The 19,873-nt window shown below is 69.0% G+C and carries 17 protein-coding genes and 3 pseudogenes; 15 read left to right on the plus strand and 5 right to left on the minus strand.

Features of this window, described 5'->3' with window-relative positions:
• Together ABZ923_RS36785 and ABZ923_RS36790 are read right to left on the minus strand one after the other, a co-directional pair.
• A pseudogene (locus ABZ923_RS36785) lies at positions 1 to 456 on the minus strand (PHP domain-containing protein); the annotation flags it as partial.
• A gap of 157 nt (positions 457 to 613) precedes the next feature.
• Complete coding sequence (locus ABZ923_RS36790) at positions 614 to 883, minus strand: hypothetical protein (protein WP_361481197.1); 270 nt, start codon at positions 881 to 883, stop codon at positions 614 to 616.
• A 249-nt stretch (positions 884 to 1,132) separates the two neighbouring features.
• Between ABZ923_RS36790 and ABZ923_RS36795 the strand changes: the two genes are divergently transcribed.
• The 4 genes and pseudogenes from ABZ923_RS36795 (at position 1,133) to ABZ923_RS36810 (ending at position 4,092) form a co-directional block, all read left to right on the plus strand.
• On the plus strand, positions 1,133 to 1,846 hold the full coding sequence (locus tag ABZ923_RS36795) for a hypothetical protein (RefSeq protein WP_361481200.1): 714 nt from the start codon (positions 1,133 to 1,135) through the stop codon (positions 1,844 to 1,846).
• A 762-nt stretch (positions 1,847 to 2,608) separates the two neighbouring features.
• A pseudogene (locus ABZ923_RS36800) lies at positions 2,609 to 2,755 on the plus strand (DUF2252 domain-containing protein); the annotation flags it as partial.
• A 476-nt stretch (positions 2,756 to 3,231) separates the two neighbouring features.
• Positions 3,232 to 3,534, plus strand: coding sequence for a hypothetical protein (locus ABZ923_RS36805; protein WP_361481242.1), 303 nt, complete (start codon positions 3,232 to 3,234; stop codon positions 3,532 to 3,534).
• 402 nt (positions 3,535 to 3,936) lie between these two features.
• Positions 3,937 to 4,092 (plus strand): hypothetical protein, encoded by a 156-nt coding sequence (locus ABZ923_RS36810; protein WP_361481203.1) that lies wholly within the window; start codon positions 3,937 to 3,939, stop codon positions 4,090 to 4,092.
• Between the two features lie 359 nt (positions 4,093 to 4,451).
• On the opposite strand, the gene ABZ923_RS36815 is transcribed toward ABZ923_RS36810, so the two are convergent.
• From ABZ923_RS36815 to ABZ923_RS36825, 3 genes and pseudogenes are all read right to left on the minus strand, one after another.
• Entirely contained in the window at positions 4,452 to 4,682 is a 231-nt protein-coding gene (locus tag ABZ923_RS36815; RefSeq protein WP_361481206.1) for a hypothetical protein, read from the minus strand.
• Between the two features lie 149 nt (positions 4,683 to 4,831).
• The gene (locus ABZ923_RS36820; protein ID WP_361481209.1) at positions 4,832 to 5,035 is read right to left on the minus strand and encodes a hypothetical protein; all 204 of its coding nucleotides are present in this window, start codon (positions 5,033 to 5,035) and stop codon (positions 4,832 to 4,834) included.
• A 556-nt stretch (positions 5,036 to 5,591) separates the two neighbouring features.
• A pseudogene (locus ABZ923_RS36825) lies at positions 5,592 to 5,965 on the minus strand (DUF6233 domain-containing protein); the annotation flags it as partial.
• A 362-nt stretch (positions 5,966 to 6,327) separates the two neighbouring features.
• Between ABZ923_RS36825 and ABZ923_RS36830 the strand changes: the two are divergent.
• The 11 genes from ABZ923_RS36830 to ABZ923_RS36880 all read left to right on the plus strand — a co-directional run bounded on the left by ABZ923_RS36830 (position 6,328) and on the right by ABZ923_RS36880 (position 19,046).
• Positions 6,328 to 6,939: a hypothetical protein gene (locus tag ABZ923_RS36830; RefSeq protein ID WP_361481212.1), complete on the plus strand. Its 612-nt coding sequence runs from the start codon at positions 6,328 to 6,330 to the stop codon at positions 6,937 to 6,939.
• Positions 6,940 to 7,343: 404 nt separating this feature from the next.
• Positions 7,344 to 8,453, plus strand: a complete 1,110-nt coding sequence (locus ABZ923_RS36835) for a bifunctional DNA primase/polymerase (protein ID WP_361481215.1) — start codon at positions 7,344 to 7,346, stop codon at positions 8,451 to 8,453.
• Complete coding sequence (locus tag ABZ923_RS36840; protein WP_361481218.1) at positions 8,450 to 9,973, plus strand: phage/plasmid primase, P4 family; 1,524 nt, start codon at positions 8,450 to 8,452, stop codon at positions 9,971 to 9,973. Before ABZ923_RS36835 ends, ABZ923_RS36840 begins: the two co-directional genes overlap by 4 nt.
• On the plus strand, positions 9,973 to 10,374 hold the full coding sequence (locus ABZ923_RS36845) for a DUF6009 family protein (protein WP_361481221.1): 402 nt from the start codon (positions 9,973 to 9,975) through the stop codon (positions 10,372 to 10,374). Before ABZ923_RS36840 ends, ABZ923_RS36845 begins: the two co-directional genes overlap by 1 nt.
• Before the next feature lie 1,104 nt (positions 10,375 to 11,478).
• Positions 11,479 to 12,000 (plus strand): sigma-70 family RNA polymerase sigma factor, encoded by a 522-nt coding sequence (locus ABZ923_RS36850; protein ID WP_361481224.1) that lies wholly within the window; start codon positions 11,479 to 11,481, stop codon positions 11,998 to 12,000.
• The gene (locus ABZ923_RS36855) at positions 11,997 to 12,734 is read left to right on the plus strand and encodes a hypothetical protein (protein ID WP_361481227.1); all 738 of its coding nucleotides are present in this window, start codon (positions 11,997 to 11,999) and stop codon (positions 12,732 to 12,734) included. Before ABZ923_RS36850 ends, ABZ923_RS36855 begins: the two co-directional genes overlap by 4 nt.
• A 230-nt stretch (positions 12,735 to 12,964) precedes the next feature.
• Positions 12,965 to 13,222: a helix-turn-helix transcriptional regulator gene (locus tag ABZ923_RS36860; protein ID WP_361481229.1), complete on the plus strand. Its 258-nt coding sequence runs from the start codon at positions 12,965 to 12,967 to the stop codon at positions 13,220 to 13,222.
• Positions 13,223 to 13,397: 175 nt separating this feature from the next.
• Positions 13,398 to 14,660: a hypothetical protein gene (locus ABZ923_RS36865; RefSeq protein ID WP_361481231.1), complete on the plus strand. Its 1,263-nt coding sequence runs from the start codon at positions 13,398 to 13,400 to the stop codon at positions 14,658 to 14,660.
• Complete coding sequence (locus ABZ923_RS36870; protein ID WP_361481233.1) at positions 14,657 to 16,021, plus strand: replicative DNA helicase; 1,365 nt, start codon at positions 14,657 to 14,659, stop codon at positions 16,019 to 16,021. Before ABZ923_RS36865 ends, ABZ923_RS36870 begins: the two co-directional genes overlap by 4 nt.
• A 114-nt stretch (positions 16,022 to 16,135) precedes the next feature.
• Positions 16,136 to 16,690, plus strand: a complete 555-nt coding sequence (locus ABZ923_RS36875; protein ID WP_361481236.1) for a helix-turn-helix transcriptional regulator — start codon at positions 16,136 to 16,138, stop codon at positions 16,688 to 16,690.
• A 922-nt stretch (positions 16,691 to 17,612) separates the two neighbouring features.
• Positions 17,613 to 19,046 carry a DUF2637 domain-containing protein gene (locus ABZ923_RS36880; RefSeq protein ID WP_361481239.1) on the plus strand — a complete coding sequence of 478 codons (1,434 nt, stop codon included), beginning with the start codon at positions 17,613 to 17,615 and terminating at the stop codon, positions 19,044 to 19,046.
• Positions 19,047 to 19,873 lie beyond the last annotated feature (827 nt).

Raw genomic sequence — 19,873 nt, forward strand, 5'->3', positions numbered from 1 at the left:
CAGCCCTCCTGCCAGGCGTCCGAGGAGTCGATGGCGTACATCTCGTCCGTGGACTTCAGGTAGTAGCCGGTGCCGTCGAACTTGAAGCGGTCGGGGTCGGAGAGGTTCTTGCCGGTCTGGATGCACAGCAGGGCGTCGTGGGCGCCGGCCTCGTGCGCGTACGTGTAGTGCGAGTCGTTGGTGACCAGCGGCGGGATGCCGAGCTTCTTGCCGATCTCCAGCAGGCCGTCGCGGACCCGGCGCTCGATCTCGATGCCGTGGTCCATCAGCTCCAGGAAGTACTTGTCCTTGCCGAAGATGTCCTGGTAATCGGCGGCGGCCTTCAGGGCCTCGTCGAAGTGGCCGAGGCGCAGCCGGGTCTGCACCTCGCCGGAGGGGCAGCCGGTGGAGGCGACGATGCCCTCGGACCACCGGGCGGGTCTCCTTGTCCATCCACGGCCACTTCTGCAGCCAGCCGTGGAGACGACGGTCGGAAGCCGGAAGCTCTCGATCTCGTCGTCGGCCTGGGCCCGGATGCCACCGATCCGGTACGCCCCGCAGGGTGAGTATGGGGCAGGCCCTCGCCGGAGACCGGCGAGGGCTTAGGGCGCACATGAACTCCAGGTGCAGGGGCTCAGTGGAACCAGGTCAGGACCTGTTCCGCGAAGCCCCTGCCCAGCACCTGGAAGGCACCGCTGGTAAGGCCGACCACGGCAGTGCCGGCCAGGGTGGTCAGCGCTCGGTGCTGGGAAGAGATGGCACGGAGGGCCGTCCACGATGACTTCCATCGAGGATCCCGGCTCGACGGCATGTCGGACTGCCCCGTAACCTCGGGGTTGGAACTGATGGCAATGCCTCCGATCTTGAAGTGCTGGCGCGTTTCTTGGACGGGTGCGAGACCCATCGGACTGCTGTGCGGCCCCCCGTTGGCGCGGGGGGCCGCAGTCGTTTCACCTCCTGGTGCTCGACCGACGTCGGACTGCTGTGACAGCGAGAGCCCGTTGGCGCGGTGCCCCTCAAAAACCCCAACTCCGGTCTCCAAGGCGGCTGCTCTCGTCGCTTCGAGTGAGTCTATGGCGGCACACTGACAACGAAACGGTGTAAAAAGATGTCGCGAGACTTCGCTGACAGGATGAGATAGGGGAATTGGCATATGCCAGCTCGTCCGCGCATTCCGGACCCACAAGAAGGGCAGCTTCAGCTGTTCGCGTACGAGCTGCGGGAGCTGGGAGAGGGGAAGGTCTCCATCGGGTGGATCGCTGGGCATGAACAGACGACGGTCTCCAAGGCCGCCCTATATGCGGCACTGTCCGGTACCCGCGTGCCGACCGAGAGGACCCTCAGCACGCTGCTGCGCTGGTGGGCCGGCAACCCTGCAGACGAAGCCGACGACATCGACGAGACATACATCGAACCGGTGTGGGCCTGGATCGAAAGACTTCCCCGGGACCACGAGGGTCGACGACTCGCGACGGCATGGCGGGCAAGGCTCCGCAGTCTCGCCCGCAGGATTGAGTTGGAAAGGGAGCGCGTCCCCAAGGCGGAGCGAGTGGTCATCGCTGTTCCCAGGGAGCAGCAGCGCTTCATCGCCGAGCTCACGCGCCTGATCAAGCTCACCGGACTGGAAGACGAGCTATGGCTGATGCTCGGCTCCTTCTCCTCACGAGTGGAGAGATACCTGGCCGGCGAGGCGATCCCGACGGACAGCACGTGCTGGTTGCTCGTGGAGAGGCTGATCGACTTCCTTCCTCAGGAGGTCGATCCGATGGACGCCCTCCTCCGTTTGCGCCGGTCAGCCGAAGTCGCCAGGACGGGCCGCGCACGAGAGCGACGCGTTGCTCGGCGCAGCAGGAGGGCTTCACGCTGAGCGTGCTTTTGGAGCCCCGGACCACTTGGTCCGGGGCTCCGTGCTGGTACGACTGGACGGCCGCGGGCCGTCGTGCGCACCGCCGCTGACCGGTACCTCGGCTCCATCGCCGTGGCGAACACCCGCCGGGCCTACACCACGGCGCTCGGCAAGGTCTGCCCCGCGCTCGGCGAGGACCGCCCCCTGTCCACAGCTGACTCGGTGATAGGGAAGGTCAGCTGCCCCCGAACGGGCCGCGGGGGAACCTGCCGCTGGACCCGGCCCCTCCGCTGCTGCAGCCGCTGGACAGGATCACGGTGATGCTTCACCTGGACCGGCGTCCGGTTCGGAGGACTCCGGGACTGTGTCCTCCGTGCCGCCCGGTCCGAGGACCCGCCGCGGGGACGGCGGTGATGCGGAGTGGGCGCCAAGGACCCCGCGGGCTCGCAACTCGCTGAGGTCTGGCAGATGGATGCCGGGCAGCGCGTCGAGAAGGTCGGCCTGTGCGGCGCGGATGCCCTGGGCGGGAGCCTCTGCCCGTGCCAAGGTTGCGCGGGCGGTCACGATGATCATCGTACGGGCGGCTCTTGACGAACTGGGGGTCGCCGAGGAAGAGGATGACCATCTCGCGGTCACGCTTGCGGAAGCCGTCCCCCTTGGCACCGTAGACGGAGTCGATGAACTCCTGGGAGCCCATGTACCGCACGTGGGCGTCGCGCTTCTTGCCCTTCCTCACGAAGTCGGCGATGAAGTCCACCATGGCCCTTGAACGCGTCGACCTCGATGACGACCCGGTCTACGAAGGCTGCGATCTCCGCAACCCACTCGTCGGGTGCCCAGAACGCCCACGGCCGGCTCCTGGCCGCCGACCCCGCCGCGTTCCGGGCGAAATTCCGGAAGATGGCGGCCTCGGCCTTCGCGTTCTACCGGGCACGGCTCCCGTGCGCCCGATCTGGCGCGCGGTGCCCGGTGGGCGGAGCCGGTGAGCGGCTGCAGGACGGACTCGTACACGGACAAGACCGGCGCGCGCGAGAGGCCCAGCCGCGCGCCGACTCCTTCGCGTACGTCGACGAACATCCAGGTGCACCCCACGGGCCCGCGGGTGCTGATGAGGTCGGCCACGGTCCGCTCGCCCTAATAAGCGGTCCCGCTGATCACAGCAGTCTGCCGGGGAAGTCCGGCCGAAGCACCGGGTTCGCCACTTCCTCCATGTTCGGAAGGAAAGATGAAGAGTGCCCGGATGTGCCTCCGCTGATCACAGACAGCTGGGCCCACAGGGTGGTCGCGTCGGATAAGCCATCGTTATCCGACGCGATCCAGGTTGTGGCGAGCTGCTGTCGCTACCCTCCAGGCACTCTTCCGCTCCGCTGCTCGCCTGGCGGTTCCGGCGGCTCCAGGGTGTTGGCATGCCGACAAGTGAAGCGGCGTCGCGGCGATTCCTGCCGGATCCGCACCATCCGCTCGCGGTGACGGAAGTAGTCGCGGTAGAAGTCGCGCCGGTGCTCGGACTCCTGCTCGGCATGACGCTGCCCCTTCGGGGCCAGGAGCTGAGCCTGCGCGAGATCGCGGCACGGCTCGGCATCACCAAGGGCGCCAAGAACGGACAGCATCCATCCCCGGCGACCGTCATGCGGATGCTGCGCGAGCACAACGAACGGACAGCCGGCACGGAGCCCGTGACGGCGATGGAGGTCGCTGAGAGCGCCTGAGAGCCGACACGGACGCCACAAGATCCCCATCTATGGGAGCTCTGGAGGCGTGACACCGGCTCAGCAGACCTCAGTCTGCACCCGGTTCAGCTCTTCAGAGGACGAAGGGGCAGTGCATGATCTCCAACCCTCCTCACAGCGGACTCAATTTCCGCGGACGCACGTCAATTGCCGACCGCAACGGGAGCCGTCAATCCCTCTTTCCTACTAGAGGTACCGGTCAACACCGCAGGTCACGAGCCTGAGTTGGCTAGGTGGCACCTGCTGTCAGAGAGTGCCCCTTATGCTTGGCCTTGGTCTTCCGCCGGGTCCACTCGCGCTTCACCACGAGGAGATCGACGGGTCCCTCGTCGTGAAGGCCCGGCCAAACGGCCGGGTACCTCTGGACTCCAGGAGGACCAGTTGGATGGAGAGGCACCCGCCTCACCGGCTGAGGCAGACGAGCAGAAGGCCACCGAGCGGCGTCGGGAACGACGTCAGAAGCTCATGCAGGTCGCGCTCGACTGGTCGCCGGTGCTGGCGAAACTCACCACCATCGTGATGCAGCACCTCTCCTGACGGAGAGCGGTGGGCGCGGTCGTACATGGTCCGGGCAGCAACAAGCCCGGTCGCCTGCTACACGACCGGGCTGCTGCTGTATCGCGGCGGAGGGCCCTGGAACCGGGGGTAGGAGCCCGGGGACGGGGCCCTCTGGTGTGTAGACGTTGTATCTACACCCGCATCTTGAGCGTACCGCCTCTATAGCCTGCCCTACAGACTCGGCCCCACTTCAGGGCCCGTTCGTGTAGTACACGGAGGCTCCGCTACCCGGGGTTGACCGGCCACGCGCGCACGTGGGAGCAGGTGGTGGAGGCGCTCCGGCGGTAGGTGCCGACGTGCCCGCACTGTCGCCCGCATACCGAGCTGGGCGTCCTCGACTAGGCGCTGCGTGGACGGCGGCCCGCCGTCTTCTGCGCGGTCGTCTGCTTCGCCGCGGTCTTCTTGGCGGGCTGCTCCTGCGCGGCGACCTTCTTCGGCTTTGGCAGCTCGTGGCCCTCGTCGCTGCGGCGGCCCCGACTTCGACCCCGGATCGCCCTGGGGCCTGGGCCTCGCCTGGTCGCGCTGGCGGCCGTGCGCACCGGGATGGTGCGCTGGCTCGCCGTGCTCACCGGCCGGAACCGGTGAGGCCAGCCCTCCTTTATGCGCGTACGCGTGCGCGCATAAAGGAGGGTCCAGAAAGTCCAGGAACCCGGCCGTCTCCCCGGCCGAGCCAGGTCCGGTGCGCGACAATCGCGGCGTGCAGACGTCGAAGTTCCCCTCAGTCCGCGCCCTCGACCAGCTCCTCGACAGCCTGGGCGCCGGCGCGGCCCGTCGGCGTCAGCTGGACATGGTGCGCGGGGAGCTGGAGCGGGCGCTGAACCGGGGCGCAATGCCGGTCCCGGCCCGGCGCACCCTGCAGCGGCTCCTGGAAGAAGAGGCCCGCCCGTACGTCCGGATCGCGAAGTCGGGGGCCCTTCGGCACCGGCGGGTGGACGGCGGCTTCCCGCCCACGTCAGAGGCGACCAACGAAATCCGCCGTAAGTGCATCGACCTGCTGCGCGAGGCGCTCGGGATGCCCCCGCTACGCCTGGGCGGTGGGGAGATCCCGCTGCAGCCCGCACCGCCGGCGGCGACACTGTCCGCGCTGGCCCGCCAGCTCGACCGGTACCTGGCCGGCGCGATGTCCCCGCCGCAGACCCGGCTGACGGCCCTGCTCGCCGTCGAGCTGAACACCGCAGCGCGCAGCGGGGAGCTGGTCGAGCTACGCACCACGCATCTGGGCGAAGACAACGCCGCGGTGTACGTCGAGCGGCACCCCCAGGGCGGCGGGACTGCCGAGGGGGAGTGGGTCGAGACCTCGGCGCTGACCCGGGCTGCGTTAGAGCGCTGGCTGGACGTGCGCAAGGACCTGGTGCAGCGGGCCCACGGTACCTCGAAGCTGTGGGTGTCGCTTTGGATGAACCATGACGGCGTCCTCAACGACGAAGGGCGCACGGTGATTCGTCCGCCCGGGATGCCGCTGGAGGAGAACGGGCTGATCACCTCGTACCGGGTCGGCCGGCTGCGGTACGACGGGCTGCGCCAGCTGCTGCCACCGGGTCAAGCTCGGCGGCTGCGTCGCACAATGAGCACAGCCGAAACCCCGGCTGCTCGGCGGCGTCTAGCGCCCGGTCCAGCGGCAGCACCGGCGCCGACCGGCGCCTCTTCGCAGTCGACGGCGTGCACGACACCGCCCCGGCCGGGACCGCGGCCGCTGGCCTTGGCCAGCACCCAGCCGGACGGCCGCCGCGGGCCACAGCGCCTGTTGGGCGGGCAAGGGCGGCTCCAGGTACTCGGTGGGCACGGCGTTGTACGAGACGCCGTCCAAGGGCCGCACGTGGTCCGGAGCGCGCACACAGACCCGGTACTCGGCCACCGAGCTGTCGGCGCAGCTGGAGGAACGAGACGCGGAGCTGGAGGCAGTTCGTGCGGCCAACCGCGAGGATGCGAGCCCTTATGAGCACCCCTTGGCAGACCCGGCGGACGAGCCGCCGGCCCCTGGCCGCCCTGAGGGGCGCGCCCCCACGAGCCGATCGACCCTGCCGGCATCGGCCGGCGCGTCGTACGGCGGCAGGCGAGGACGCCGCTGCCGTCCCACGCGCCCTCGAGGACGTACGGTTCGACGCACGGTAGGACTCCCGGCACGAGCACCTCGCCGGTGACGGGCGCGGCCAGGCAGAGCTGGCGGAGTGGGAGCGCATAGACCAGCTGCTCGCCGACGCCGCGCCGGGCACCGTGTACGACCCGGACACCGACGATGTTGTCCAGGCGGAGCTCGCCGCAGAGGCCGCGACCACCGCCGAACGCGAGGCAGCCCTACGCGAGGCGCAGCCGATCACCACCCGCGCCGACGAGCTCCAAGCGCTGCGCGAGCTGGGCACGCTGGAGCAGACCGAACCCCGCGAAGGCGACGAAGCCGTTCGGGACGAGCTCACCCGCCGCACCGGGTCGTACGTACAGGCCAACGTCGACGCCTGGCTCGCCCAGGCCATGGCCGCGCACCGCGGCCACTACGCCCACCCGGCAGCCCGCGAGGCCGCCGCTGGCCTCCTGCCGCAGTCCGTCCAGGACACGGCCCTTGTGTGGGGGTTCCTTTGCTCAGTGTCTGAAGTGCGCACCATATCCGGCACGGACGGCTCGTGTCGCGGGCTAGTGGATGCGGTCGGTCACCTTTTGCTCAGGAACACGCTGAGAGGGGGCCGCCAGTGCCTTCGGCACGCCTCGCCTCTGCGGCAAGCAGGATGCCTTCATGGCGGGGCGCACAGCTTGGTCGGCAGCTTTGGGACAGACAGCCAATGTCTGGTGGTTCGGTCGCTACGGTCGCTGCCCGCGGGCAGCAGCGACTGAAGGACCAGTGGCTCTGTGCCTCTTCAGTCGCTGCTGGAACCAGGGGAAAAGTACAGGTCAGCGGGGTGTCTCCTGTGAAACAGCGACTGAAGCGACTGAAGGTCTGATATATGAAGCCATTCCTGTGTGCGCGTGTGCGTCATATATAGCGAGCTTCAGTCGCTTCAGTCGCTGTTCTGGTTGGTGCAGTTGGGGTGACCTGCGCTTTCTGTCGACTGGCGGCCAACGAACCGAGAAGCGTTCAGTAGCTGTGTTTCGGTCTCGGTCGCTGTCTGATGCTTCCCCCTGCCCGGGTCATGGCACGGGCAGCACGCCCGCCCCGCCCAAGCTGCGTACTCCCTCCCGTCACGTTCGCTAGTCTGTGTCTGTCGTTGAGTCGCTTCAGTCGCTGATAGGGGGTGTGCATGCCTGCTGAGCTGGGCTTTTCCCGTGGCGACTCAAGTCATTCGACCTCCAATGCTTCAGTCGCTGCCGCCTCCTTGGCCACTGCCCGTTGGTGCGCTCGCTCGGGCTGGCCCGTCCACCCCCTTGCTGCAGGCCGTAAGACACCGCCCGCCAACTGCGCCGACTGCCGTACCCAAACCCACCCGCCCGCAGCCTGCGTCTGCCTGCCTGCAGGCCGCTGGTGCCACGGCTTCCACGCAGCAACTCTCGACCAGGCCCGCATCGAACGATGGTGGGGCGACCACCCGGAATTCGGCGTCGGGGTCGCCTGCGGACCTGCTGGCCTGATCGTGCTCGACATCGATGCCCACCCGGCCCCGCCCCCGGCCCGCGACCGGATCCTGCCCGGCATCCCCATCGCCGACCAAGTCGACCTGACCGGCCTAGCCAACGGCTTCCACACGCTTGCCGTCTTGGCGGCTCTGCGCGGCCAGCCCAGCCCGGCAGACGACGAATCCACCCTGCGGGTCCGCACCCCTTCCGGCGGACTTCACGTCTGGTACCGCACGGACGGCCGCCGCTGGCAGTCCTCCGTCGGCTCCACCCCCGGCCGCGCCCTGGCCTGGCAGGTCGACATCCGCGCCCACGGCAGCTACATCATCGCCCCCGGCACCACCACCAGCTACGGCACTTACACGCCGGTAGGCACCACTCGGGCACCAGCCACTCTGCCGAGCTGGCTCGCACACGAACTCGACCGCACAGGCCACCTGCCGGCTACTGCGATCCCCGCGCCCAGGCCCGTGCCACCCCGCGCCCAGCAGGCTGTCCTCGCCGCCGGAGGCGGCCGCGACCACGCCCAGAACATGCTCACGACCATCCTCGCCCCCGTCGAAGCCTGCGGACAGGCCCCTGAAGGTGCCGGCTTCTCCGACGCCCTCAACCGCGCCGCTTACACCCTCGGCGGCCTCATCGCCGCAGGCCGCATCCTCCGCGCCGAAGCCGTCCAAGCCCTGACGGAGGCGGCGGCAACGGCCCGCCCAGGCCAGGACCGCCGCATCGAGCAGATCATCAGCAGCGGCCTGTCCGCAGGCCTCAAGCGCCCCCTCCACAGCGGGAGGCGTCCGTGACGTCGCCCCGCCCGGAAGCTCTCTTCGACTTCGATCCCGAAGCCGTCGCAGCCCAGATCCGCGCCCAGCACACGACGATCCCCCTCCCTGGTCAGGCGGATGCCGAACGCCCCATCAGCGCCGGCGAAGCGACCGCACAGGGACTCCTGCCCGACACCCTCACCGACCGCGGCAACGCCAAGCTCTTCGTGAAGCTGTACGCCCGCGACTACCGCCACGTGCCCGGAATCGGCTGGTACCGGTGGGACAACACCCGCTGGCAGATCGACGAGGACGACACGGTCCTCTGGGCAGCCGGCGACCTCGCCGAGAACATCGCCGCCCACGACCCCCGTGGTGTCTTCACCACGACTGCCCTGCAGAAGCACCGTCGCCGGTCCATGTCCACCACTGGCATCAAGGCGATGCTCACCCAGGCCAAGTCGGCTCCCGGCATGGTCCTCAACGCAGCCGCCCTGGACGCCGACCCCTACGCGCTCTGCACCCCGGACGGCATCGTCGACCTGCGCACCGGCCTGGTGAAGACCCCCGACCCGAACAAGGACTTCCACTCACGCTCCACCATGGTCGGCTCCCAGCCCCAGCCCACACCCCGGTGGCAAAAGTTCCTGACCGACACCTTCGGCGACGACGCCGAAGGCCGGGAGATGATCGACTATCTCCAGCTGCTGCTCGGCTACTCCGTCACCGGCGACGTCGGAGCCCAGATCCTGCCGTTCCTCTTCGGTACCGGCAAGAACGGCAAGTCCGTACTGCTGGACGTGCTGATGAAACTCCTCGGCGACTATGCCGACGCCGCCCCGCCCGGATTCCTTATGGCCAAGCCCTACGAAGGCCACCCCACCGACCTGGCTGAACTCCACGGCCGACGCGTCATCGTCTGCTCAGAGGTCAAACCGGACGACAAGTTCGACGAGGCCCGCGTCAAGCTGCTGACTGGCGGCGACCGCATCAAAGCACGCCGCATGCGGCAGGACTTCTTCAGCTTTCAGCCCACCCACAAGCTCTGGCTGCTGGGCAACCACCGGCCGGAGGTCGGCACCGGCGGCTTCGCCTTCTGGCGTCGCATGCGGCTGATCCCCTTCGAACGCGTCGTCCCCGACCACCGCAAGATCGACAACCTGGCCGACCTCCTCGTCACCGAGGAAGGACCCGGCATCCTCAGCTGGCTCATCGACGGAGCCCGCCGCTACCTCACCGGCGACCGCGACCTCTCAGGTCCGCAACGCGTCCGCATCGCCACCACGGCGTACGCCGAGACCGAGGACCACACCGGCCGCTTCTACGAGGAATGCTGCGTACTCGGACCAGACCTGCGGGCGGAGCAGACGGCGCTCTACGCCGTCTACAAGACGTGGTGCCAGAATGAAGGAGCACCGGCCATGTCCTCACGCGCCTTTGCATCCCGCACCCGCGAACTCGTCGGACTGGCCTCGCCCAAGGAGATGATCCTGTCCAACCAGCGCAAGCACTACCCGGGTATCGGACTGCTCACCGACCAGGAGAGGGACGCCAGCTGATGAGTTCCCTGATCACCGAGGACGAGATCAGTCACGAGACCGAGATCGTGTGGCTGGAAGACATCAAGGACCTCGACTACGTCCGCCAGACCCTGGACCGGTTGCCCAACCGCAAGGGCAAGCCGGCCTACCACCGCGACGGCCGCATGGTTGGCTACGCCGTCCTCGGCCCCACTGCCAAGCCGTCCCGCGTCTCCGGCACCTTCCGACGCCGCGTCTTCTGGCTTCTGCCGCACGACCGCGACACCGAGCCCGACGGCCTCTACGCCCGCAGCGCCCCTGCCGAAGCCGTCGACCCGCGCACTCTCAATCCGCGCGTCAAGGGTTACAAGACTGAACGCTCCGAAGGCGGACCGCCATCGACCGCGATGCAGGCACTGGGCATAACACTGCCTCTTTGACCGAGCGGTGGCCGCCGAACTCGGAGCGCTTCCGCTGGCAGGGCCGGGTCCGTGAGGGTCCCCCCCAGCCGGTCAACGCCCACCTGCTGTTTCCCGGGCCTCGCAGGGCGACTGTTCAGGCGCCGCGCAGCATTGGCGCGGCTAGGGCTCGACACCGCGGCCCGCAAGCACGGCGGCGACCGCCGGTCATCATCGACGACATGCTCCACACCGTGCTCCGCCGCCGGGTGGCGAGTCCGTCGAGCAGATCCAGTCCGACCTGATCATCCCCACCGGCAAACGCAAGGACCAGAACCCCTCCGTCACGAGCATCTACCGGGCGCTCGCCGGACATGCCAAGCACGAGGCGTACCCCGAAGCCGTCGAACAGGCCCACGCCGACTTCGCAGCCCTCCAGGCCGGCGAAGTCCCTGGACCCCGCCTCGCTCTCCCTGACCGAGCGTCACGTTGATGACAGAGAGCTACTTGTCACTTCGCCGTAGCTTCGGGAGAACAGGGACGGGGCTACCGTTCCACTGTCTCCGCGATCCGGCTCGGGCCCGGCGCAGGGCCGCTGCGCTGGAGACATCGGCTTGGCGGCGCCGCTTGATACGAGACTGCTCGAGCGGAGCCGGCTGATCGGCCGCCGCGTCCGGCTCAGGGATCGCCGGAAGCTGAGCGCCAGCATGAACCGCTGCCCGGCAGGTCGGTACGGCGGCCGCCATACCGCAGCACGCGGAGCTGCGGACCACGGCGTGAGGTGAGCGACTGGCGGCATGGAGGGGGCGCGGCACGACTGCTTTAGCAGCAACCGTCTTAGAAAGTCGAGGAATTGGGGTAGTTCACTCGATCGAGAGATGATCTTGGCCACTCTCAAACCTGGAGTGCATGTGGTCTTCATCACTAGATCTTGGCGTTCTGTCATTGTCATGCCACGTTCGGTGATCCAAAGTCGCTGGTCGCACCGCACTGCGCGATACAACTAATGCCACCGTGCGCAACTGGTTGATCCCTTAACGTAAAAGTCGTGAGGCGACGCATGCGTGTTCGGGGCTCTCGGGCGGTTGAGTAGTTCACGCCCGGCGCACCTCCGCGCCGATCAACGCCCCTCAACGAAGAGGACTGATGACTGAAGAAGTCGGAGAGGACGGCCGCGTTCCCGTGGCCGAAGCCCCTCTCCCGCTGCCCGTGGAGTTCGAGGCGCTCTACATCCTGCACCAGGAAGGGTTCCACGAGCTGGCTCTGGCCGTTCTGGGGACGAACGACGCGGCCGAATCGGCGGTCCACCGCGCCTTCCTGGAGATCCTCCGCCTGTGGGACAAGCTGAAGGAGGAGAGCGAGGATCTCCAGCAGGAGGTATGGGCGATCGTCAGGCGCACCGTCATATCCGAGCACCTGCTGTCCCTGCGCGAGCAGATGGCAGCCCTGGACAGCGGCAGCGGCCTGTACGCGGCGCTCGGCGCGCTCCCTCCGCGACAGTTCGACGTCATGGTCCTGCGCTACATCGGCCACTACGACACCAAGCGCATCAGTTGGTACATGGGCATCACAGCCAGCACCGTCGACTACCACTGCCGCAAGGCCCGGGAGCGCCTGTCCCCGGTCTACCAGCGGATCCTGAAGTGCCAGGGGGAAGAGACCGTATGAACACATGGGAAGAACGTCTGGCGGGCGCGTCCACGTGTGAACCGCGCCGCCCCTTCGACGTGGCCGCCGGCCTGCGCCGCCTGGCCCAGGACGCCGGGTATCTCCCACCCCCGGCACCGGCACCGGCACCGGCACCGAAGCTGACACCGGCTCCGGCACCGTCTCCGGAACGCCCGGACAGTACGTCGGCCCGGCATCGACTGACGGCCGTCACCTCCTGGAGCGTCACCCAGGCCGGCGCGGCCTCGCACGTGAAGTACCTCGCCGACATCATCGGCACCACCCGCACCGTCTTCGAGGGATGGACCGACGATCTCGACATCGACGGGATCCACGTCTTCGCCTGTTCCCTCTACCTCGCCAACCATCCCGAAAGCGCTCGGTTCTGGTGGGGGTTCGCCGCGGGCGCCGGCCACGGCGCGGCCGCCTACTGCCTGCACCTGCAGCACCTCACCAACGGAGAGCTGAGGGAAGCAGACCTCTGGTGGGAACGCGTCGAAGACGCCCTGGCCGACGCGGAAGGCGACGACCTGAACATCGGCGAGACGACGACGCTGATCGAGGTACTGGAGAACTTCGCCGGGTACCGCGCCCGCACCGGCGCCCACCGGGCGGTTCCCATCGGCGGCCTGCGGGAAGAGGTCAACCGCCTGGCCGACCAGTACGACGACGGCCTGCTGGGCCGGCCCGACCGCCGCCTCGCGGACCGACTGCGCGAACTCACCAGCCACTGACCCCACCCACCGCACGGGAGCCTCCCCCGGCACCACCCCACCCGGGAGGCTCGCTTCAGCTACGTCCCCAGGTAGCCGAACGCGCTCCGGCCGCCCCGGGGGTACGTGATGCGGCCCTGAAGCCGTTGCTGGACAACCGGCAACCGAGCGAGGACAAAACGTCGATAACCTGCGATCACTGAGTAACTTCCCGTGTAGCGTTCAGCGTAACGTTGAAGAGGGGAGCCGTGATGTACGAAGCAGTCGATGAACTGCTACGCGCAACCACTGACTTGCCGCCGCCGCGCATCCGAGCGGAGCTGCGGCGCGCTCACCGGCTGACGCAGCAGGAAGTCGCGGAGGCCATCGGCGTGCATCGCATTCAGGTGGTGCGGTGGGAGAACGGGCAGGCGAAGCCACGCAATCCTCACCTCCGCGCCTACCTCCGACTGCTTGAAGGCTTGGCGGCTCAGCACCCCGAAGTGCTACAGGCACAGGCAGGAAGCTGATGCCTTCCCCACCCGCTCAGTGCCCATTAACGGCGAAGAGGCCCCGTCGCCACAACGGAGCCTCTTCCAAAACCGACTCAACCGAGCTAGCCACTCTGAGCCGTGTCCGGTGAGGTGACCTCGCCGGGGTGATGCCCGTGGGCCTTAGGCCCGCGTGGTCACCTATACCCAGAGTATGCGCAAGGGATTGCGCAACGCCACTACTCAGGGGATCTACTGGGTCACACCTGCCGGTCGCGACTTCCCTACCTGGGGAGATGCACCACCCTTGCATAACCAGAAAGACGCAGACGTTTCCGGACAAGTCGACGGCTCCGGTCTGCTCACCAGAGCACAAGCGCCTGCCAGCGGCGTATCCGTTCCCCGGCACATGGGCGTCGGTTCTGACCTTGTCCACTCCCTGGACTACGTCGTGATGCTCCAGGTGATGTTCAACTTGGCATCCGGCGTCCAGTCCACCCCCATGACGGTCTGGGAGCAACTGAAGGACCGCGGCATCCGCTCGGCGAAGAACGCCCGCGAACTGGTAGGCAAAAACGCCGTCTACGAGTCGTTCGCACGCCTCTTGGAGGCCGGCTACCTGCGGCGCGTTCAGCTTCCACACCCCACGCTGGCGGGGCGCAAGGGCCCCGTCGTCTACGAGGTCTACGACAACCCTGCCTGGAACCCGGACTGGGCTCCGGCATGTACGGAACCCGAAGGTCACGGACAGGTAAAACCGCAGGTCGCAACGCTTCCCGGAACGCCGGAACCGGTGTTCCGGGAAACTGACAAAACCGCAGGTCGCAACGCTTCCCGGAACGCCGGAAGCGGTAACGACGGTTCCGGCGTTCCGGGAAGCGTCAAACGCCGCGTTCCCGCAGGTCAGAACGCTTCCCGTGTTCCGGGAAGCGGAATCGTGTCCCCCCCACACCCCCCGGAGGGGGAGGATTCCTCCTCCCCCTACCCCCTCACCGACCCCCTTGGGGCGCTCCCCTCACAGAGGGAGGGGGCGGACTTCGCCCCGGAGGAGATCACTGCAGCCCGTGACTTCCTCCAGCAGATGCAGCGCTGGCAGGCAGGCGCGGCGACCGCTCGCCGGGTGGCGCCGAAACTGCTGGCCACCATGCAGGAGCAGGGCTGGCCGTCCCTGGTCGACATGAGCCCCCAGGAACGCGCGCTGCTCGAGGCCGATCTCCTGCGTAACACGGAGGGTGCGAAGTCCTGGACCAAGTGCCTGCCCGGCTGGGTGCAGGACCTGCGCCGCTACGCGCTGGTACGCCCGAAGACCGCCCCTGCTGCGGGCAACAGCACGCGGCGGGCCGTCGCCCCGGCCGCCGTCGCGGCCTGCCCCACGTGCGACGAGTACGGCTGGCTCCTGGACGACGACGACAACGGCCCTCAGCGCCGCTGCACGCATCCCGGCATCACCCGCAGCGAAGTGGAGGTGGCCAAGTGACCACGCAGGCCCAGGACCGGGACCAGGACCGGGACCAGGCCGTCTCCGTGGACGCCGAGCGCCGCGCGCTGGGGGCCTGCCTGCTGGCCACCCCGGCTTACGATCCGGTGGCCGACGTAGCGCAGGCCGTACACGAGGGCGACTGGTACGAACCCGCGCACGAACTGGTCTGGTCGGCGGTGGTCCGCTTGCACGGCGTCGGCCGTCCGACCGGGGTTCCGGCTGTCGAGGCGGAGCTGCGTCGCACCGGCGACCTGGAACGTGTCGGCGGTGTGGTCGGCCTCTCCCGGATCGCGAGCGACGCCTGCTCGTCGGCCGAAGCCGCCCACTACGCCGACCTCGTGCACGGCTACGCCCAGGTGCGCCGCTACCAGGCCGCCCTCGTACGCGGGATGCAGGGCGCCCGGCAGGCGGACCCGCTGGCCATCCCGGAGACCATTGCCGCCCACCAGGCGGAACTGGAAAGCCTCGCCGTCGACGACCAGGACGACGACTTCAGCCGGTTCGGGGACCACCTTGACGCGCACCTGGACAGCCTCGCCGTGTCCCTCCCGCCGGCCGCAATCACCGGCTTCACCGACCTGGACGCGCTCATGAAGCTCATGCCCGGACAGATGGTCGTGGTCGCCGCCCGCCCGGCCATGGGCAAGAGCGCCTTCGCCCTCGGTGTCGCCACCGCGAACGCCCGAGCAGGAGCTCCCACCCTCGTGCACAGCCTGGAAATGGGCCGGGCCGAAGTCAGCAACCGCCTCCTGTCCGCCCGGGCACGCGTGGCGTTCCACCACATCCGCGACGGCGTCGACGGCCTGACCCAGGACGACTGGGACCGTCTGGACCGGTACACCCCCGAACTGAGGGGCCTGCCGCTGTGGATGGACTACAGCGCCCGCGTCAGCCCCGCCCGGATCCGCTCCCGGATCAAGACCATCGTCCGCGAGACCGGCAGAGCCCCGCTGGTCGTCGTGGACTACCTCCAGCTGATGCAGACCGACCAGCGCAACCCCCGGCAATCGCCGTACGAACGGGTCACCGAGATCAGCCGCGAACTCAAAATCCTCGCCTCCGACACCGGAGCGGTACTCATCGCCCTCGCCCAACTCAACCGCGGACCCGAGCAGCGCCAGGACAAGCGGCCGGCGGTCAGCGACCTCCGCGACTCCGGCGCCCTGGAACAGGACGCGGACGCCATCATCCTGCTGCACCGCGAGGACTACTACGAGCCCGAGTCCGGGCGAGCCGGGGAAACCGACCTCATCGTCGCCAAGCACCGCAACGGCCCCACGGCCACCGTCACCGTGGCCCACCAGTTCCACTACAGCCGCCTGCGCGACATGACCGCAGAAGAAGAAACCGCCCGATAACAGCCCTCAGCGCCGCTCTGCAGGCCGTTCCGCCCTCCGCCGGGCAACTACCCCGGCCCGGCCGTGAATGGCGCACAGCGGCCCACACAACCGATCACGAACGGAGAGCCCCGCATGGGTATGGTGGGAGACGGCCTGGAACGTGCCGTGCAACAGGCGTTCACTCGCCCCATCCCCAAGTCAGCTGGCGCGCAGATGCGCTACCTGGTCAAGCAACTCAAAGGCACCCGAGCCGTCGCCGACACGCTCGGTGTCTCCCAGCGCACCGTCGAGCGCTACATCAAGGACCAAATCCGCCGGCCCCGCCCCGACCTCGCCCAGCGCCTCGCCGACGCCGTCCGCGCCCGCTGGCAACCCCGCATCCGCGAACAAGCCCGCCGCCAAGCCGCCACCAGCACCGGCCTCATCATCGACACCCGCGCCCGCTTCGGCTTCACCGCCGCACCCGGCACCACCGACGACGCCCGCCTGCGCCACCTCACCCTCGCCCTACCCCCCGCTTACGCGGCCCGTCTGTTCGACGCCCAGCAAGCCGGCGCCACCGACGACCAGCTGCGCGACATCACCGCCGAAGCGCTGGGCGAGATCTACTTCCGCGACGGCGGACGCCGCGCCCAGGCCCTGATGGTGGAGTTCACCGACGTCGAGCAGTTGGACTTCGGGCTGTAGGACGCCCACAGGTGATCGCGCCACACAAGCCGCGCCGATGGCCACCTGTTGCGAAGGTCGGTCCGGCCTGATTCGACGTCTCATCAGCGCGGCGGCTGTCATGACGGCCATCATCGCCACCCCTCTGACAGCCTCTCTAACCTCCCATGCACACCTAGTGACCTGAGTCGGAGATTTTTGGGTAGTTCTCGCGAGCTACTCGAAGTGCCGAAGACCGGATTCCAGCAGGCCGGGCCTAACCTGGCGGCCGCGCGGCTTCCGGCTGACGGCCGCCGATCTGACGAATAATCTTTGACTCAGGTCACTAGCGGCCCTCGCCAAGCGAAGGGCCGCCCGCCGCAGGAGGCGCCTGCGGGCGAGGACTGCCCGCCGTGCTGGCCGGAGCGGTGACGAACCGGCGGTGAAGCAGGGGCTGTGCGACGGCGGATGACGCCCGGCCCCCGCGCATGAGTGGACCACATGAGTAGTCAGGAGCGCGCAGGGAGCGGCGATATGCGAGGGCGGCGACCGCTCCGGCGGGACGCGGGCCGGCTCCGGGCGAGCAGGCGGTATTCCTGCCGCGATGGCCAGGGTGCAGACTGCCGAGATGCGTGACGTGCTGACGGATGACGAGACCCGGCCGGGCGGGGTGCCCACGGCCTCGGCCGCTCCGGCGACGGCCGGGGCCGTTCCGGCAGCCAGCCCGGCCGCTCCGGGAGCAGCGGAGAGCGGTCCGGCCGTGCCAGAACCGGGCAGTCGGAGGGTGCCGGGGGGCGGCCTGGGAGGGGTGTCCACGGCCCCGGCCGCCCCCAGGGTGTCCACGGCCTCGGCCGCCCTGGGGGCCACTCCGGCCGAGGCGGGGATGTCTCCGGGAGAGACCGAACCGGGGGCGGCCGGGGGTGGCCGGGGGCCGAGCCGGGTGTCCGGCCGGGTGCAGCGGGCCATGGCCGTGGTGGCCCTGCTCGGCATGATCCCGGTAGCCGGGGTCGGGTTCGCCGCCTCGTACGACACCCTGCGCCGCGCAGCCGAGGCCGCCGGGTTCTCCCACACGTTGTCGTACTGGATCCCGGTCGGGATCGACGGCGCAATCATCGCGTTTTTGGCGCTGGACCTGTACCTGGCGGCCCGGCGCATCCAGTGGACGCTGCTGCGGTTCGCCGCGCACGGGATGACGCTGGCCACGGTCGTGCTCAACGCCACCGGCGGCGGCCGCAGCATCGCCGCGGATCCATTACGGGCGCTGTGGCATGGGCTGATGCCCGTGCTGTTCGTGGTCGGGGTGGAGGCGGTACGACGCCTGGTGCTGCACGCGACCCGGCTCGCGGCCGGCGAGGCCACCGACCGGATCCCGCTGCACCGCTGGCTGCTGGCGCCGGGACCGACCGCGCGCCTGTACCGGCGGATGCGGCTGGCCGGAGTGCGCTCCTACCCGGAGATGATCCGGCGGGAGCAGGCCCTGGACGGCTACCGCGTCTGGCTCACCCAGCAGCTCGGCGGTGACCTGTCGAAGGCCTCGGAGGTCCAGCGCCTGCCGATGACGCTGGCGCCGAAGGGCTTCACGGTGGAGCAGGCCCTGGCGCTGCCGGCGCAGTGGGAGGCCGAGGCGGCCGAGCGCGCCCGACAGGAGGAGGAACGCAAGGCACTGGAGGAAGCAGCGGCCGCCGAGCGGGCCGCGGAGCTGGAGATCAAGAAGCTGAAGGCGGCCGGACGCGTGGAGGCCGCCCGGCACCAGGTGACCGCCGAGACCGGCACCGCGGCGGCCGACGCGGACGCGGCCACGGCGGAGGCACAGGCACGCGCGGCCACGGCCCGGGCACGGGCGGAGCAGCTCCGGCTACAGGCGGAGCGGCAGGCGGAAGCCGAGGCCGAGGCGGTGCTGTCGGCGGAGGCAGCGGCCCTGCTGCGCCAGGCGGCCGAGGACGAGAAGACGGCCGCCCGGAGGCAGGCGGAGGCAGAGGCGGAGCGCCGCCGGGCACAGGCGGAGCGCACCGAAGCCGCGCGCCTGGCGGCCGACGAGCAGGCGGAACGCGCCCGCAAGGCACAGGCAGAGCAGGACGCCGCACTGGCAGCCGAGGACGCGGAAGCCGCCCTGCTGCGCCAGGCGGAGATCCGGCACCGGATCGCCGTGCTGGAGGCCGAGGCCCAGCTCGCCGACGACTGGGCGGGACTCACCCCCCGTCAGCGCAAGGCGCGGCGGGTGGCCCGCCTGATCCTGGCCGCCGGCGGCCACGCCGGTGCCGTCGACGTCGTGGAGCTGAAGGACATCGAGGCCGACCTCGGCGTCAGCCGGACCACGGCCGGGGAACTGCGCCAGGAGGCGGCGGAGCTGCTGGCGGGCGGATACGACCCGGCCGCCGACTACCAGCCCCAGCGCTGACGCTCGCTCACGACCCAGCGGGGCGGCACCCACCCGGGCTGCCGCCCCGCTCGTTGTGCGCCCACGAACCCCCACGGTCGGGGCGCGCCGGAGGCCGGCTACCCCTCCCAAAACCAGTCCGAGCGCAGCCCGGTCCGGGCACCCAGCCTGCCCGCCAGATCCGCAGGATCAGATTCCGCTTAGCGCCATGGCCCAGGAAGGGTCTAGACCTTTCGAGAGGATCGGCCCCTCTCTAAGGATAAGAATGAATGTGATGCAGATCACTTTCATGTGAAGGGGGATTAACTGCGCGAATGTGATTAAACCACCTGCCTGACGTGCTCGATGACCGCATCTGTGTCGCCTCGTACCTCACGCGACCTCTTCCGCCGCAGGGCATCGCCTCACATCGATCTAGGCGCTTCGAGGCGCCGTGGGCCGACCGTCATGGTCCTCCGGTTCGGTCGAGCGACATCCGGGGTGACCCCGTACAGACAGGTTTGGCTGCTGGCCCCGTTCCGGGCTCCAGCACGAGGCTGAGTCTCTCGTAGCCCCTCTGACGATGACGAGAAGACCAAATAGACACACGGATCTCCAAGGCGTTGCTTGGCCCTAGTTGCTCGAGGCAGGCGGGACCAAGAGCTGAACTGTGATTCGCGTCTGCAGCGCGACTCCCTCGTGTTTTCTGGTTGTGGGAGTGCTGTGTCCACCCGCTCAGGAATCTGTGAATTGACGTCGTCGGCGGGTGTCGGCCGGCGCGTCGTCGGCGGGTGTCGGACGGGGCGTCGTCGGTCGGCCCTGCCTGAGAGGGCGGTGAGACACCGTGCGGCGGTGAGGCCCTCTCGTGG

The organism is Streptomyces sp. NPDC046881, from assembly GCF_040645015.1.
GTDB lineage: Bacteria > Actinomycetota > Actinomycetes > Streptomycetales > Streptomycetaceae > Streptomyces.

Coding starts and splice junctions, on each gene's coding strand:
- ABZ923_RS36790 (WP_361481197.1), bottom strand. CDS start 883: ATGGGTCTCGCACCCGTCCAAGAAACGCGCCAGCACTTCAAGATCGGA.
- ABZ923_RS36795 (WP_361481200.1), top strand. CDS start 1,133: ATGCCAGCTCGTCCGCGCATTCCGGACCCACAAGAAGGGCAGCTTCAG.
- ABZ923_RS36805 (WP_361481242.1), top strand. CDS start 3,232: ATGCCGACAAGTGAAGCGGCGTCGCGGCGATTCCTGCCGGATCCGCAC.
- ABZ923_RS36835 (WP_361481215.1), top strand. CDS start 7,344: ATGCCTGCTGAGCTGGGCTTTTCCCGTGGCGACTCAAGTCATTCGACC.
- ABZ923_RS36845 (WP_361481221.1), top strand. CDS start 9,973: ATGAGTTCCCTGATCACCGAGGACGAGATCAGTCACGAGACCGAGATC.
- ABZ923_RS36850 (WP_361481224.1), top strand. CDS start 11,479: ATGACTGAAGAAGTCGGAGAGGACGGCCGCGTTCCCGTGGCCGAAGCC.
- ABZ923_RS36855 (WP_361481227.1), top strand. CDS start 11,997: ATGAACACATGGGAAGAACGTCTGGCGGGCGCGTCCACGTGTGAACCG.
- ABZ923_RS36860 (WP_361481229.1), top strand. CDS start 12,965: ATGTACGAAGCAGTCGATGAACTGCTACGCGCAACCACTGACTTGCCG.
- ABZ923_RS36865 (WP_361481231.1), top strand. CDS start 13,398: ATGCGCAAGGGATTGCGCAACGCCACTACTCAGGGGATCTACTGGGTC.
- ABZ923_RS36875 (WP_361481236.1), top strand. CDS start 16,136: ATGGGTATGGTGGGAGACGGCCTGGAACGTGCCGTGCAACAGGCGTTC.
- ABZ923_RS36880 (WP_361481239.1), top strand. CDS start 17,613: ATGGCCGTGGTGGCCCTGCTCGGCATGATCCCGGTAGCCGGGGTCGGG.